Source organism: Streptomyces sp. NPDC012794 (genome assembly GCF_042901085.1).
In the GTDB taxonomy this organism is placed as follows: domain Bacteria; phylum Actinomycetota; class Actinomycetes; order Streptomycetales; family Streptomycetaceae; genus Streptomyces.
Genome location: NZ_JBIBCI010000008.1, coordinates 111,802 through 126,521, shown reverse-complemented (window position 1 = coordinate 126,521; position 14,720 = coordinate 111,802). Strand labels below are relative to the sequence as shown.

The 14,720-nt window shown below is 74.5% G+C and carries 11 protein-coding genes; 10 read left to right on the top strand and 1 reads right to left on the bottom strand.

Translation table 11 applies throughout. The annotated features are described in order from the left end of the window. Positions 1 to 227: 227 nt before the first annotated feature. Positions 228 to 3,221 carry a beta-N-acetylglucosaminidase domain-containing protein gene (locus ACFY7H_RS17260; protein WP_388938869.1) on the top strand — a complete coding sequence of 998 codons (2,994 nt, stop codon included), beginning with the start codon at positions 228 to 230 and terminating at the stop codon, positions 3,219 to 3,221. 42 nt (positions 3,222 to 3,263) lie between these two features. Here ACFY7H_RS17260 and ACFY7H_RS17255 read toward each other — a convergent pair whose 3' ends face one another. Continuing rightward, on the bottom strand, positions 3,264 to 3,797 hold the full coding sequence (locus ACFY7H_RS17255; RefSeq protein WP_388938867.1) for an HNH endonuclease: 534 nt from the start codon (positions 3,795 to 3,797) through the stop codon (positions 3,264 to 3,266). Between the two features lie 278 nt (positions 3,798 to 4,075). Here ACFY7H_RS17255 and ACFY7H_RS17250 point away from each other — a divergent pair, with 278 nt between their 5' ends. From ACFY7H_RS17250 to ACFY7H_RS17210, 9 genes are all read left to right on the top strand, one after another. Further along, positions 4,076 to 5,152, top strand: a complete 1,077-nt coding sequence (locus tag ACFY7H_RS17250; protein WP_388938865.1) for a mechanosensitive ion channel family protein — start codon at positions 4,076 to 4,078, stop codon at positions 5,150 to 5,152. A gap of 140 nt (positions 5,153 to 5,292) precedes the next feature. Beyond that, entirely contained in the window at positions 5,293 to 6,504 is a 1,212-nt protein-coding gene (locus ACFY7H_RS17245; protein ID WP_388938863.1) for an ROK family transcriptional regulator, read from the top strand. Between the two features lie 81 nt (positions 6,505 to 6,585). Then, a complete protein-coding gene (locus tag ACFY7H_RS17240; protein WP_388938861.1) occupies positions 6,586 to 7,920 on the top strand; it encodes an ABC transporter substrate-binding protein in 1,335 nt (444 codons plus the stop codon). A gap of 4 nt (positions 7,921 to 7,924) precedes the next feature. Continuing rightward, the gene (locus ACFY7H_RS17235) at positions 7,925 to 8,869 is read left to right on the top strand and encodes a carbohydrate ABC transporter permease (protein ID WP_388938859.1); all 945 of its coding nucleotides are present in this window, start codon (positions 7,925 to 7,927) and stop codon (positions 8,867 to 8,869) included. A gap of 1 nt (position 8,870) precedes the next feature. Next, the gene (locus tag ACFY7H_RS17230; protein ID WP_388939131.1) at positions 8,871 to 9,707 is read left to right on the top strand and encodes a carbohydrate ABC transporter permease; all 837 of its coding nucleotides are present in this window, start codon (positions 8,871 to 8,873) and stop codon (positions 9,705 to 9,707) included. Between the two features lie 5 nt (positions 9,708 to 9,712). Further along, positions 9,713 to 10,978 carry a 6-phospho-beta-glucosidase gene (locus tag ACFY7H_RS17225; RefSeq protein WP_388938857.1) on the top strand — a complete coding sequence of 422 codons (1,266 nt, stop codon included), beginning with the start codon at positions 9,713 to 9,715 and terminating at the stop codon, positions 10,976 to 10,978. Beyond that, positions 10,969 to 12,039: an N-acetylglucosamine kinase gene (locus ACFY7H_RS17220; protein ID WP_388938855.1), complete on the top strand. Its 1,071-nt coding sequence runs from the start codon at positions 10,969 to 10,971 to the stop codon at positions 12,037 to 12,039. Before ACFY7H_RS17225 ends, ACFY7H_RS17220 begins: the two co-directional genes overlap by 10 nt. Positions 12,040 to 12,217: 178 nt before the next feature. Then, complete coding sequence (locus tag ACFY7H_RS17215) at positions 12,218 to 13,624, top strand: hypothetical protein (protein WP_388938853.1); 1,407 nt, start codon at positions 12,218 to 12,220, stop codon at positions 13,622 to 13,624. A gap of 149 nt (positions 13,625 to 13,773) precedes the next feature. Then, positions 13,774 to 14,706 (top strand): glutamate ABC transporter substrate-binding protein, encoded by a 933-nt coding sequence (locus ACFY7H_RS17210; RefSeq protein WP_388939130.1) that lies wholly within the window; start codon positions 13,774 to 13,776, stop codon positions 14,704 to 14,706. The last annotated feature ends 14 nt before the right edge of the window (positions 14,707 to 14,720 follow it).

The window sequence follows — 14,720 nt, the reverse complement described above, 5'->3', positions numbered from 1 at the left end:
CCGGCGGTCTTCGGACCGCCGGCGTGGTCGTTCCGGCCGCCGGCGCGGTCCTCGGACCGCCCATGCAACACCCGTGGTGAACACCGCAGCCATACCCAGTCAGGGGCATCGCATTCCTGGCGGATCCAGGTCAGATCACCCCACCCGCATTGACACCCACGCCGCACGGGTGGTGGGCTCTGGCTCGTTCACACGGTCGGGGGACGACTCGGGACGGGGGAGGCTCCATGCAGCTCAGGGGCAGGAAGCGGACCGCGGCCGCCGCCGTCGCCGTCATCGGAACACTGCTCGGCGGAGCCGTCGCGTCCGCTCCGCCGCGGCTCACCGCGGCACCGGGGAACTCGGGCGCCGCGCGCCCCGACAGCGGGTCAGTCCCCGTCCAGGCGGCGGGACTCGGGTCCGTAGTCGACCCGGGCTCCGACGTTCCCCGAGCCGCTTCCGAGGGCCCCGCCGTGTGGCCGAGGCCGCAGTCGGCGACCGCCGACCCGGGGCGGGAGCTGCCGGTACCCGCGGAGGCCGTGCTGGTGGCCCCGCAGGACGTGGACCCGTACGCCGTCGAGGTCGTACGCACCGCCCTGCGCGCGGCCGGGGTGCGGAACCCGCTCGTGCGCCCCCCGGGCGCGGCGCTGCCCGAGCGGGCCCTCGTCGTCCGGCTCCAGGGGCCGGACGCCGAGGAGGCCCTGCGGGCGCTGGGCGCCGCGCCGGCCGGGGACCTGCCCGCCGGCGGCTACCGGCTGGCGGTGGGACGGACCGGCGGGCGGGACACCGTCGCGCTGGCCGGGGTGGGCGAGGACGGGCTGTTCCACGCCGCGCAGACGCTGCGCCAGCTGCTGGCGGCCGGGCGCGGCAAGGTGCCCGGGATGCTGGTGCGGGACTGGCCCATCGCCCCCGTGCGCGGGATCACCGAGGGCTTCTACGGGCAGCCCTGGACCCAGGAGCAGCGCCTGGAGCAGCTGGACTTCCTGGGCCGTACCAAGCAGAACCGGATGCTGCTGGCGCCCGGTGACGACCCGTACCGCACCACCGCCTGGCGCGAGGAGTACCCGCGCGCCCGGCAGGAGGACTTCCGGGCCCTGGCCGAGCGGGCCCGCGCCAACCGGGTGGTGCTCGGCTGGGCGGTGTCCCCGGGGCAGTCGATGTGCCTGTCGTCGGCGGACGACCGGGCGGCGCTGCTGCGCAAGGCCGACGCCATGTGGGAGCTGGGCTTCCGGGCCTTCCAGGTGCAGTTCCAGGACGTCAGCTACACCGAATGGGGCTGCCGCGCCGACCGGGCGCGGTACGGGACGGGCCCCGCCGCGGCGGCGAAGGCGCACGCCGAGGTCGCGGGCGAGCTGGCCGCGCACCTGGCGGCGCGGCATCCCGGGTCGGCCCCGCTGTCGCTGCTGCCGACGGAGTACTTCCAGAACGGCGCCACCGCCTACCGGACGGCCCTGGCGGGGGCGCTGGACCCGCGCGTGGAAGTGGCCTGGACGGGCGTGGGCGTGGTGCCGCGCACCATCACGGGCCAGGAGCTGGCCGGGGCGCGGGCCGCGCTCGCGCATCCGCTGGTCACCATGGACAACTACCCGGTCAACGACTGGGACCCGGGCCGCATCTTCCTCGGCCCGTACGCCGGGCGCGATCCGGCGGTGGCGGGCGGTTCGGCGGGGGTGCTGGCCAACGCGATGGCGCAGGGCACCCTGTCCCGGATCCCCCTGTTCACGGCGGCGGACTACGCCTGGAACCCGCGCGGCTACCGGGCCGGGGAGTCCTGGGCGGCGGCGGTCCTCGACCTGTCCGGCCCCGACCCGAGGACCCGGGCGGCGCTCGCGGCCCTGGCGGGGAACACGGCCTCCTCGGGCCTGAAGGTGGAGGAGTCGGCCTATCTGAAGCCGCTGGTCGAGGAGTTCTGGCGGGCCCGCGCCGCCGGGGACAAGGCCGCCGGCGACCGGCTCCGCGCGGCGTTCACCGTGCTGCGGGAGGCCCCCCGGCGCCTGGACGCGCCGGTGGCGGAGGAGGCCGGGCCCTGGCTGGAGCGGCTCGCGCGGTACGGGGCCGCGGGCGAGCTGGCGGTCGACCTGCTGCGCGCCGAGGCCCGGGGTGACGGGGCGGCCGCCTGGCAGGCCTCGCGGGAGCTCGCGCGGGCGCGGAGCGCGCTGGCCGAGCCGGGCGGGGTGCGGGTGGACACCTCCGTGCTCGACCCCTTCCTGGCGAAGGCGGCGGCGGAGTCGGACGCCTGGACGGGAGCGGCCCGCGAGGACGGGACCGTGGTGCGCGAAGCCGGCTCCCACACCGTCCGGCTGGACTCGGCGCGGCCGCTCGCGGCGGTCACGGTCATGACGGACCCGCTGGCGCCGGGCGCGCGGGGCGTGACGGTGGAGGCGCACGTGCCCGGTGAGGGCTGGCGGCGGCTGGCCGACGCGGCGGTGTCCGGCTGGACGCAGGCCGATGCGGCGGGCGTACGGGCGGACGCGGTCCGGCTGTCGTGGGCGGGCCCGGACCCCGTGGTGCACAAGGTGGTCCCGTGGTTCGCGGACGGCCCGCGGGCCCGCTTCGAACTGTCCGCGGGGGGCCGCGCCGACGTGGAGATCGGCGGCGCGGCGCGCACCGTGCCGGCGCAGCTGTCCGGACTGCGTCCGGGGGAGTTCCGGGCCCCGCTGACGGCGGCCCCGCCGGCGGGGGTCCAGGTGCGGCTGCCGCAGGAGGTCGCGGTGCCCCGGGGCGCGACGGTCTCCGTCCCGGTGGAGGTCACGGTGGCGGCGGGCACCCCCGCCGGGGTGTACGAGGTCCCGCTCGCCTTCGACGGGGAGGTGCGCACCCTCACCGTCCGGGCGGTTCCGCGCACCGGCGGTCCGGACCTGCTGCGCACGGCACGGGCCCGCTCGTCGGGCGACGAGGCCCCGCAGTTCCCGGCGTCGGCGGCGGTGGACGGGTCCGCCGCCACCCGGTGGTCGTCCCCGGCGGTGGACGGCGCCTGGTGGCAGGCCGAACTGGCCGCCCCGGCCCGGGTGGGCCTGCTGACCCTGCACTGGCAGGAGGCCCACCCCTCGCAGTTCCGGGTGGAGACGTCCCGCGACGGCGTGACGTGGCGCCCGGGGGCGGTGGTGTCCTCCCGGGGCGGGGTGGACGCGGTCCGGCTGGACGCGCCGGACACGCGCTACCTCCGCGTCACGTGCGAGCGCCGCGCGACGCGCTTCGGCTGCAGCCTCTGGTCCGCCACGGCCCTCGCGGTGGTCCCCTGAGCCCTGCGCGGCGCGGCGCGCGCACGGCCCGGGCGCGGGGGGCTACGCGGTGGCTCCGATGCGTTCGAGGGCGTCCTGCGCCCCGTACGGCTGGAGGTACGGCATCCACCGCGGGTCGCGGTGCCCCGTCCCGATGATCCGCCAGGCCAGCCCGGAGGGCGGAGCCGGCTGGTGGCGCAGGCGCCAGCCGAGTTCCAGCAGGTGCCGGTCGGCCTTCACGTGGTTGCACCGCCGGCAGGCGGCGACCACGTTGTCCCAGGCGTGCTGGCCTCCGCGGCTGCGCGGGATGACGTGGTCCACGCTGGTGGCGACGGCCCCGCAGTACATGCAGCGGCCGCCGTCGCGGGCGAACAGCGCGCGGCGGGTGAGTGGAACGGGCCCCCGGTAGGGGACCCGCACGAAGCGCTTGAGCCGGACCACGCTGGGCGCGGGGACGGCTCGTGTCGCGCTGTGCAGGAAGGCGCCCGATTCCTCCAGGGAGATGGCCTTGTTCTCCAGGACGAGGACGAGCGCGCGGCGGAGCGGTACGACGCCGAGGGGCTCGTACGACGCGTTGAGGACCAGGACGTGCGGCACGGACTGCCTCCTTGTACGCCGGCGGCGCGTGGCTCGCGCCGGGACGATCTGCTCTCAGTCTCCCCTTACGGCTGGTCGAAGCGCCACCACGCGCCGGTAACGGGCCCGGGGTGTTTTCGACCACACACCCTTTCCTCCCCAGGTGAGTCCGGTCTCTCCCTCGAACAGCACAACGAGGTCGGTCGCGTGCCCCGTTAGTGTGGATGGTCCGCCCGCACCGTCTGCACGACCGTACGACCGTTCCGCGGGCGGACCGCTATGCCCTGGAGGTTCCCGCCGTGCCCTCGCCCGCCATCCTGCTACCGCAGGCAGCGTCAACCACCGACGACGCCGCCGAGAGCGTGACGAACGCCGCGAGCTTCGTCGAGGAGAACTGGGCCACCTGGCTGAGCGTCGGCCTGCGGATCCTTCTGATCATCGTGATCGCGGTGGCGCTCCGTTCGGTGGTCCGCAAGGCCCTGACCAAGCTGATAAGCCGGATGAACTCCGGGGCGGAGGCCGTCGAGGGCACCGCGCTCGGCGGGCTGCTGGTCAACGCGGAGCGGCGCCGCCAGCGTTCGGAGGCGATCGGTTCGGTACTGCGTTCGGTGTCCTCGTTCGTGATCCTCGGCACGGCCGCGCTGATGGTGCTGGCCGCGCTGAAGATCGACCTGGGGCCGCTGCTGGCGAGCGCGGGCGTGGCCGGCGTGGCGATCGGTTTCGGTGCCCGCAACCTGGTGACGGACTTCCTCTCCGGCGTGTTCATGATCATGGAGGACCAGTACGGCGTCGGTGACCAGATCGACGCCGGGGTGGCCTCGGGCGAGGTGATCGAGGTCGGACTGCGCGTGACCAAGCTGCGCGGCGACAACGGCGAGATCTGGTACGTCCGCAACGGCGAGATCAAGCGGATCGGCAACCTCAGCCAGGGCTGGGCGACCGCGGGCGTGGCCGTGCAGGTCAAGCCGACGGAGAACCTCGCGCACATCCGCGAGGTGGTCCAGGGGGTCGCTGACACCCTGGCCAAGGAGACCCCTTGGGACGAGCGGCTGTGGGGTCCGGTGGAGGTGCTGGGCCTGGACGAGGTGCTGCTGGCCTCCATGACGGTGAAGGTGTCGGCGAAGACGATGCCGGGCCAGCAGTTCGCGGTGGAGCGCGAGCTGCGCTGGCGGATCAAGGAGGCCTTCGACGCGGCCGGGATCCGGATCATCGGCGGCGCCCCGGACCCCGGCGAGGAGGAGGCCGCCCCGGCGGACGCGGCGGCCGCCGTCGCCGCGCCGTCGGCGCTGGCCAACCCGGCCTCCCCGCAGTCCCTGGCCACCGCCCCGATCCCGCAGGCGCCCGCGCCCGCGGCGGGGGTCCGGCTGCCGAAGTAGGGCCCACCCGGCCGTCCGCCGCGCCCACCCGCACCTTCCGCTGCCCCGCCGGTCCGTACCGGCGGGGCAGCGGCATTGACACCCCTCCGCCGCTGATAGGAAACTTACCTAACAGTTGCCTCGGTGAGGGAGCACCCGTCATGCCGGCCACCACTCCCGGAACCCCCAGCCTGCTGCGCGCCATGAACGACCGCGCCGCCCTGGAGCTGCTGCTGACGCACGGCCCCCTGTCCCGGACGCGGATCGGGCACCTCACCGGACTGTCGAAGCCCACCGCCTCCCATCTGCTGGCCCGGCTGGAGGCCGCCGGGCTGGTCGTGGCCACCGGCACCGACGGCGGCCGCCCCGGCCCGAACGCCCAGCTGTACGCGCTCAACGCCCGCGCCGCCCACGTCGCCGCTCTCGACGTGACCCCCGACCGGGTGCTCGCCGCCGTCGCCGGCCTGACCGGCACCGTGACCGGCCGCGCCGAGATCCCCAGCGCCGAGGGCGCCGGCGCCGTCGGGCAGGTCACCCGGGCCCTGCGCGCGGCCCTGGAGGACGCCGGGCTCACCCTCCCCGCCCTGCACCGCGTCGTCATCGCCACACCCGGCGCCTTCGACCCCCGCTCCGGGCGGCTGCGCTACGCCGGCCACCTCCCCGGCTGGCACTCCCCCACCCTCCTCGACGAACTGGCCGCGGCCCTGCCCGTGCCGGTCGAGTACGAGAACGACGTGAACCTCGCCGCGGTCGCCGAGCAGCGGCTCGGCGCGGCCCGCGGCCACGAGGACTTCGTCCTGCTGTGGAACGAGGAGGGCCTCGGCGCCGCCCTCGTCCTCGGCGGACGGCTGCACCGCGGCTGGACCGGCGGCGCGGGCGAGGTGGGCTTCCTGCCCGTGCCCGGCCGCCCCCTGGTCCGCCAGGTGGCGCGGGCCAACAGCGGCGGCTACCAGGAGCTAGCCGGCGTGCAGGTCCTGCCCGCCCTCGCCGCCGGTGCCGGGTTCGACGCCGGCGTCCTCCAGGACGCCCCGCGGGCGGCGCGGGTGGCCGCCGGGGCCGACCTGCTGCGGCGCGCCGCCGCCGAGCCGCGGGGAGCCCGCCTGCGCTTCCTCCGGTCGTACGCCACCGCGCTCGCGACCGGCCTGGCCTCGCTGGTCGCCGTACTGGACCCGGAGATCGTGGTGCTGTCCGGCGCCCTGATCACCGCGGGCGGCGACCCGCTGCGCGCCCTGCTGGAGGACGAACTGGCCGAACTGGCCCCCTCCCGGCCCCGGCTGGTGACCGGCGAGGTGCGCGAACACCCCGTGCTGCGCGGCGCCCTGGAGAGCGCCCTGGCCACCACCCGCGAGGAAGTGTTCGACACCTCCCGCTGACCCCCGTCCCTCAGCCCCCTCAGCCCCCTCAGCCCCCTCAGCCCCTCATCCGAAGTTCTCCCCCAGAGAGCGAGTGCCTCCATGCCCGGAGCCCCACGCCTGACCACCACCGCGGCCGTCCTCGCCGCCATATCCCTGCTCGCCGCCGGCTGCACCGGCCAGAGCGGCGCCCCCGCCGCCGACGACCCGAAGGCCGACGTCACCATCAGCTTCTGGCACGGCTGGTCCACGCCCAGCGAGGTCAAGGCGATCGAGGACAACATCGCCCGCTTCGAGAAGGCGCACCCGAACATCAAGGTCAAGGCCACCGGCAACATGACCGACGACAAGATCAACCAGGCGCTGCGCGCGGGCGGGGACAAGGCCCCCGACGTGGTCTCCTCCTTCGCCACGGACAGCGTCGGCGCGTTCTGCAACTCCGGCGCCTTCACCGACCTGGGCCCCTTCCTGGAGAAGTCCGGGATCGACACGGCGAAGGTCTTCCCGGCGACCCTGCTGGAGTACACGCGGTTCAACGGCAACCAGTGCACGCTGCCGCTGCTCCACGACGCCTACGGCCTCGTCTACAACAAGACCGCGTTCGCCACCGCCGGGATCGCCGAACCGCCGCGGACGTGGAGCGAGTTCGAGGAGGCCGCGCGGAAACTCACCAAGCCCAAGGGGGATTCGTACGAGCAGCTCGGCGTGATGCCCACCTTCCACGGCTACGAGACCACCCCGATGCGGCTGGCCGCGCAGTGGAGCCCCACCTACTTCACGGCCGACGGCAAGTCGAACCTCGCCGGCGACCCGGCCTTCGCGAAGATGCTCACCGCCCAGAAGGACCTGGTGGCCAAGCTCGGGGGCTACGAGAAGCTGGAACGGTTCCGCACCGGTTTCGGCGCCGAATGGAGCAACGAACACCCCTTCCACAAGGGGCTCGTGGCCATGCAGATCGACGGCGAGTGGAGGCCGGCCATGGCCAAGGCGGCCGGCGTCCCCTTCGAGATCGGCACCGCCCCGCTGCCCGTGCCGGACGACCAGAGGGCCGACTACGGCAAGGGCTACCTCTCCGGCACCATCATGGGCATCTCCTCGGCGAGCCGAAAGCAGAACGCCGCCTGGGAGCTGGTGCGGTACATGACCACGGACACCGAGGCCGTGGTCGCCTTCGCCAACGCCATCCACAACATCCCCTCGACGCTCGACGCGCTCCGTTCGCCGCGGCTCCAGGTCACCCCCGAGTCGAAGACGTTCCTCGACATCGCCCGGCACCCGAAGTCGAACACCACCCCGGCCCAGGTGAACGGCGGCGCCTACCAGCTGACCTTCCAGGACTTCGCGTACTCCGTCGAGAAGGGCGACGTCCCCGACCTCGCGGCCGGGCTCGCCAGGACCGACCGGCAGATCGACACGGACATCGCGAAGGCCAAGTAGCCCCATGGCCACCACCCCCGCCCTGCGGGCCCGGCACCGGCGCTCCGCCCTGCGGACCCTCGCCTTCCTGTCGCCCTGGCTGATCGGCTCCGCCGTCTTCTTCGCCTACCCGCTGCTGTCCACCGTCTACTTCTCCTTCACCCGGTACGACGGCTTCCGGCCCCCCGTCTTCAACGGCCTGGACAACTGGAGCTACGTCTTCTGCGACTATCCGCTCTTCTGGCCGGTGATGCGCAACACGCTGTGGCTCGTCGCGGTCATGGTGAGCTGCCGGGTCGTCTTCGGGCTCGGCGTCGGCCTGCTCGTCACCAAGGTCAAGACCGGCGCCGGGTTCTTCCGGACCCTGTTCTACCTGCCCTACCTGGCCCCGCCGGTGGCCGCGACCCTCTCCTTCGTCTTCCTCCTCAACCCCGGCACGGGCCCCGTCAACACCCTGCTCGAAGCCGCCGGACTGCCGGCGCCCGGCTGGTTCACCGACGCGGCCTGGTCCAAGCCCGCGCTCACCGTCCTCGCGCTGTGGGGGGCCGGCGACCTGATGGTGATCTTCATGGCGGCGCTGCTCGACGTACCCAAGGAGCAGTACGAGGCCGCCGAGCTGGACGGGGCCGGCGCCTGGGCCCGCTTCCGGCACATCACCCTGCCGAACATCTCCCCCGTCGTCCTCTTCGCCGTGGTCACCGGGGTCATCCAGGCCATGCAGTACTACACGCAGCCGCTCATCGCCGGGAAGACCTCCGCCGGGATCATCGGCGGCTCGGGACAGCAGGTCGAGCCGGGCTACCCCGACAAGTCCACGCTGACCCTCCCCCAGACCGTCTACAACCTCGGCTTCCAGCGCTTCGACTACGGCTCCGCCAGCGTCCTGTCCCTGGTGCTTTTCGCCCTCTCCATGGCCGTCACCGCGCTCCTGATGCGCCGCCGGGGCGGACTGATCGGATCCGGTGACTGAGATGCGCCACCACCGCAAGGCCGTGCTCCACTGGGTCGGGGTGCACGCCCTGGCCGTCGCCGCCGCCCTGTTCTTCGTCCTCCCCTTCGTCTTCCTCCTCCTCACCTCCCTGATGAGCGACCAGCAGGCCCTGACCCGCGAGCTGTGGCCGCGCACCTGGGAGTGGGGCAACTACGCGCAGGTCTGGCACACCCCCGGCTTCCTGACCTGGTGGCGCAACACCCTGCTGTACGCGGGGCTCGGGACCGTGCTGACCGTGGTCTCCTCGCTGCCCGTCGCCTACGCCCTCGCGAAGTTCCGCTTCCGGGGCCGGCGGCTCGCGCTGCTCCTGGTGATCGCCACGATGATGCTGCCGCCCCAGGCGGCCGTCATCCCCATGTACCTCTTCTGGGCGAAGCAGCTCGACCTGTCCGGCACCCTGTGGCCGCTGATCGTGCCGCTCGCGTTCGGCGACGCCTTCGCCATCTTCCTGCTGCGCCAGTTCCTGCTGACCATCCCCGGCGAGTACCTGGACGCGGCCCGCCTCGACGGCTGCGGCGAGGTCCGCGTCCTGCTGCGCGTCGTGGTGCCCATGGCCAGGCCGGGGATCGCGGCCGTCGCGCTGTTCCAGTTCTTCTACGCATGGAACGACTACTTCGGCCCGCAGATCTACGCCTCCGACAACCCGGCCGCCTGGACCCTCAGCTACGGCCTGGAGTCCTTCAAGGGGGCGCACCACACCAACTGGAACCTCACCATGGCGGCGACGGCGCTCGTCATGGCCCCGGTGATCGTCCTCTTCTTCTTCGCCCAGAAGGCGTTCGTCGAGGGAGTCACCCTGACCGGCGTGAAAGGCTGATCCCGATGAAACTCGCAGTGGTGGGCGGCGGTTCCACCTACACGCCCGAACTGGCCGACGGCTTCGCACGGATGCGCGACACCCTGCCCGTCGGCGAACTCGTACTGATCGACCCCGCCGCCGAACGGCTGGAGCTGGTCGGCGGCCTGGCCCGGCGGATCTTCGCCCGCCAGGGCCACCCGGGGCGCGTCACCACCACCTCCGACCTGGACGCGGGCGTGGCCGGCGCCGACGCGGTGCTGCTCCAGCTGCGCGTCGGCGGGCAGGCGGCCCGGCTCCAGGACGAGTCCTGGCCCCTGGAGTGCGGCTGCGTCGGCCAGGAGACCACCGGTGCGGGCGGGCTCGCCAAGGCCCTGCGGACCGTCCCGGTGGTCCTCGACATCGCCGAGCGGGTCCGCCGGGCCGCCCCGGACGCCTGGATCATCGACTTCACCAACCCGGTCGGGATCGTCACCCGGGCCCTGCTCGGGGCCGGGCACAAGGCGGTCGGGCTGTGCAACGTCGCCATCGGCTTCCAGCGGAAGTTCGCCGCTCTGCTGGGCGTGGCGCCCGCCGAGGTCCACCTCGACCACGTCGGCCTCAACCACCTGACCTGGGAACTCGGGGTGCGCCTCGGCGGCCCGGACGGCGCCGACGCGCTGCCGCGCCTGCTGGCCGAGCACGGGGACGCCGTCGCCGCCGACCTGCACCTGCCGCGGGCGCTGCTGGACCGGCTCGGCGTGGTGCCCTCGTACTACCTGCGCTACTTCTACGCCCACGACCAGGTGGTGCGGGAGCTGGGCGAGAAGCCCTCGCGGGCGGCCGAGGTCGCCGCGATGGAGCGGGAACTCCTCGCCCTGTACGCGGATCCCGCGCTCGACGAGAAACCCGCGCTGCTGGCCCGGCGGGGCGGGGCCTTCTACTCGGAGGCGGCCGTGGACCTCGCGGCGGCCCTGCTCGGCGGCGGCGGACCGTCCGTCCAGGTGGTCAACACCCGCAACGGCGGGACGCTGCCCTTCCTGGCGGACGACGCCGTGATCGAGGTCCAGGCGCGGGTCGGCGGCGAGGGCCCGGTACCGCTGGCCGTGCCCCGGCTCGACCCCCTGTACGCCGGGCTGGTCGCGCACGTCGGCGCGTACGAGGACCTGGCGCTGGACGCGGCCCTGCGCGGCGGGCGGGAGCGGGTCCTCAAGGCCCTCCTCGCCCATCCGCTCGTCGGCCAGTACGACCTGGCCGAGGGGCTGACAGACCGGCTGCTCGCGCACAACAAGGAGCACCTGCCGTGGGCGTAACCGCCCCCGGCGCCTCCGCCGTCCCGGACGGCCCGGCCCGCCCGGCCGTCCTCGCGATCGACGCGGGCAACAGCAAGACCGACGCCGTGCTCGTCGCCGCCGACGGCACGGTCCTCGGCACCGGGCGCGCCGGTGGCTTCCAGCCGCCCCGGACCGGTGTGGAGGCGGCCGTGGACGTGCTCGCCGAGGCCGTCTCGGCGGCGGCCGCGGCCGCCGGGCTGCCCGGGGTGCCGCGTGTCGCCCGGGTCTCGGCCTGCCTGGCCAACGTGGACCTGCCGGTGGAGGAACGCCGGCTCACGGAGGCGGTCGCGGCGCGCGGCTGGGGCGCGGCCACCGAGGTGCGCAACGACACCTTCGCGATCCTGCGGGCGGGGGTGGACACCCCGTTCGGGGTCGCCGTGGTCTGCGGGGCGGGCATCAACTGCGTGGGCATGCTGCCCGACGGGCGCACCGCCCGCTTCCCCGCCCTCGGGCAGATCTCCGGGGACTGGGGCGGCGGGGGCGGCCTGGCGCAGGAGGCCCTGTGGTGGGCGGCGCGGGCCGAGGACGGGCGGGGCGGGCCGACGGCTCTGGCGACGGCCCTGCCCGGGCACTTCGGGCTGGCGTCGATGGCCGCGCTGATCGAGGCGGCGCACCTGGGCACGCTGGCCCGGGAGCGGCTGCACGAGCTGGTGCCGGTGCTGTTCGCGGTGGCGGCGGCGGGGGATCCGGTGGCCTCGGCGCTCGTGGAGCGGCAGGCCGACGAGGTGGTGGCGATGGCCTCGGTGGCCATGGAGCGGCTCGGGCTGCTGGAGCGGGAGGTGCCGGTGCTGCTGGGCGGCAGTGTGCTCGCGGCCCGGCACCCGCAGCTGAACGGCCGCATCGAGGAGTTGCTGGCCGTCCGCGCGCCCTGGGCCCGGGTGTCGGTGGTCACCGCCCCGCCGGTGCTGGGGGCCGCCCTGCTGGGGCTGGACGCCCTGGGCGCGCCGGCCGGGGCCGCGGCGAGGCTGCTTACCCGTTTGAGTGAAACCGCGCCGGGCACCTCGGCGGCCGGAACCACGGGGGCCGCCGAGGCGTATTGACGGTGAAGGGTATCGGCGGTGAAGGGTGACGGGGGGATCCGCAGGGGTAGGAGCAGGCGGGGCAACGGCCGGGGCGGCCCGGGAGGGGGGGCCGTCCAAGATCGGGCACCGGGTGCTGTGGCCGGGCGCCACTACGGCCATACTGCTGCGGAGCAGAGGGACCGAGGGGGAGGTCACGGTGGCCATCACGACACGCGCGCCGGCGCCCGGGGGTGGTACCTCCGGGGCGCCCGCCGGACCGGCCGGGAGACCGCCCGCGCCGCAGGGGCGCGGTACCGCCTGGGCGGAGGGCGTCGAGCGGCTGCGCGCCGCGGCGACGACCGAGCCGGGCCGGCTGCGGATCATCGGTGCGGTACTGGCCGCCCTGGTCGTCCTGTTCGGCGCGGTGGCGGTGTGGGAGGTCTCCGGCCGGGTCACGGCCGCGGAGGACGTGGTGGGCCGCAGCCAGCCGCTGAGCGCGGACGCGGCGAGCATCTACCGTTCCCTCGCCGATGCCGACACGGCCTCCTCCAGCGGCTTCCTCGCGGGCGCCCAGGAGCCCCGGGAGGTCCGCCGGCGCTACGAGAAGGACATCGCGAACGCCTCCCGGCTGCTGGTGAGCGCGGCCGCCAACACCGGGGCCGGCGGGGAGTCCCGCAAGGAGATCGCGCTGCTCGGCGAGCAACTGCCCCGATACACCGGGCTGATCGAGCAGGCCCGGGCGACGAACCGGCAGGGCCTGCCGCTGGGCGGAGCCTACCTGCGCCACGCCAACGAGCAGATGAGCACGGTGCTGCTGCCCGCGGCCCAGCGGCTGTACGAGGCGGAGACGGGCCGGCTGTACACGGACTACGACGAGGCCCGGTCCTGGCCGGTGGCGGCGACGGGCGCGGGCGTGCTCGCGCTGGCCGCCCTGGTGTGGGCGCAGCGGCGGACCTACCGGCGGACGAACCGGGTCTTCAACCACGGGATGCTGGCGGCGACGGCCGCGGCGGCGGTGGCGCTGCTGTGGCTGACGGTGGGGCAGTCGGTGGCGCGGGCCGGGCTGGGCGAGGCGAGGGCGGACGGCCAGGAGTCCCTGAAGGTGCTCAACGACGCCCGGATCGCCTCGCTCCAGGCGCGGGCGAACGAGAACCTGACGCTGATCGCGCGGGGCGCCGTACTGGCCGAGGACAAGAAGTCCGACAAGTACGACGTGGACTACGAGAAGAACATGAAGCAGCTCGACGCCGGTCTGGCGCGGGCGCTGCGGCTGGCGGACGACGGGAGCGGCCGGGAGCCGGTCTCGAATGCCGTCGCGGGCGTGGCGCAGTGGAAGCAGCGGCACGCGGCGGCCCGGGACGCCGACATGAAGGGCGACTACGAGCAGGCGCTGCTCCGGGTCATCGGGGACGAGCGGCACAAGGACAGCAGCGGCGCCTCGTTCGACACGGTGGACGCCTCCCTGGAGCGGGCCGTGGCCCATGAACAGAAGCAGTTCACCCTGGCCGCCCGGGACGGGCTCGGCGCGCTGGGCGGGCTGGTGACGGGCTCGGCGGTGCTGGCGCTCGCCGGCGCGGCGGCGGCCCTCCTCGGCATCGGCCGCAGGCTTTCGGAGTACAGGTGAGACCGATGCGGATACGAGGGACAGGGCCGGAGCGGAACGAGCCGTACGGGACGCCTCGGGAGGCGGAGGGCGCTGTGCCGCGGCCGTCCGGCGCGGCCCGGGTGCGGCGCGCGGCCGGCCGGCTGCGCGGCTGGGGCGGGGTCAGTGCCATGGCCGCGGCCTGCGGGGTGACGGCGGCGGCGGTGCTGCTGCCGCTGGCCGGGTCCCCGCCGGCGGGCGGGTCCGGGGCGGTCCGCGAGCCGGCTGCGGTGGCCGCGGCCCCGTACCAGCCGGCCGACACCTGCCAGGACCCGGAGGCCAGCCTGCGCCCGTCGGGGCTGGACGGCCCGGCGATCGAGCGGATCCGCAAGGCGGGCAAGCTCGTGGCGGGCGTGGACCAGAACAGTTTCAAGTGGGGCTACCGCAATCCGGACGGCCGTCTGGACGGTTTCGACATCGACCTGGTGAAGGCGATAGCGAAGGACATCCTGGGCAGTGAGGACCTGGTCATCTACCGGGCCATCCCGACCAGTCAGCGCGTCCCGGCGCTCCAGGAGGGCCGGGTCGACATCGTCGTGCGGACCATGACGATCAACTGCAAGCGCCTGGAGGACGTGGCCTTCTCGACGGCCTACTTCGAGGCCGGCCAGCAGGTGCTGGCCCCCAAGGGCTCGCCGATCACCGGGTACGACGCCTCGCTGAAGGGCCGCCGGATCTGCACGGCGGCCGGGTCCACGGCGGAGGCGGCCCTGAAGTCCCGGTCGTACGGGTCCGTCGGGGTGTCGGTGCCGAACCAGCTGGACTGCCTGGTGCGGCTCCAGCTGGGCGAGGTGGACGGGATCATCACGGACAACGCGCTGGCCGCCGGGCAGGCGGCGCAGGACCCGTCGGTCCAGCTGGTCGGGGCGCCCTTCACCCGTGAGTTCTACGGGGTGGCGATGAACAGGGACGCCTCCGACCTGGTGCGCCGGGTGAACAAGGTGCTGGAGAACTTCCGGGCGGGCGGTGAGCAGAGCCCGTGGGCGACCTCCTACAGGAAGCACTTCGAGGACGTCCTGCCGAGGGCGAGCGTGCCGCCGGCGCCCAAGTACCGGGACGGCTGAGGCACATGGCGGAT

Excerpts from the sequence above, each read along its gene's own strand:
- ACFY7H_RS17210 (WP_388939130.1), top strand. The coding sequence starts at position 13,774 with ATGGCCGCGGCCTGCGGGGTGACGGCGGCGGCGGTGCTGCTGCCGCTG.
- ACFY7H_RS17245 (WP_388938863.1), top strand. The coding sequence starts at position 5,293 with ATGCCGGCCACCACTCCCGGAACCCCCAGCCTGCTGCGCGCCATGAAC.
- ACFY7H_RS17235 (WP_388938859.1), top strand. The coding sequence starts at position 7,925 with ATGGCCACCACCCCCGCCCTGCGGGCCCGGCACCGGCGCTCCGCCCTG.
- ACFY7H_RS17260 (WP_388938869.1), top strand. The coding sequence starts at position 228 with ATGCAGCTCAGGGGCAGGAAGCGGACCGCGGCCGCCGCCGTCGCCGTC.
- ACFY7H_RS17225 (WP_388938857.1), top strand. The coding sequence starts at position 9,713 with ATGAAACTCGCAGTGGTGGGCGGCGGTTCCACCTACACGCCCGAACTG.
- ACFY7H_RS17230 (WP_388939131.1), top strand. The coding sequence starts at position 8,871 with ATGCGCCACCACCGCAAGGCCGTGCTCCACTGGGTCGGGGTGCACGCC.
- ACFY7H_RS17240 (WP_388938861.1), top strand. The coding sequence starts at position 6,586 with ATGCCCGGAGCCCCACGCCTGACCACCACCGCGGCCGTCCTCGCCGCC.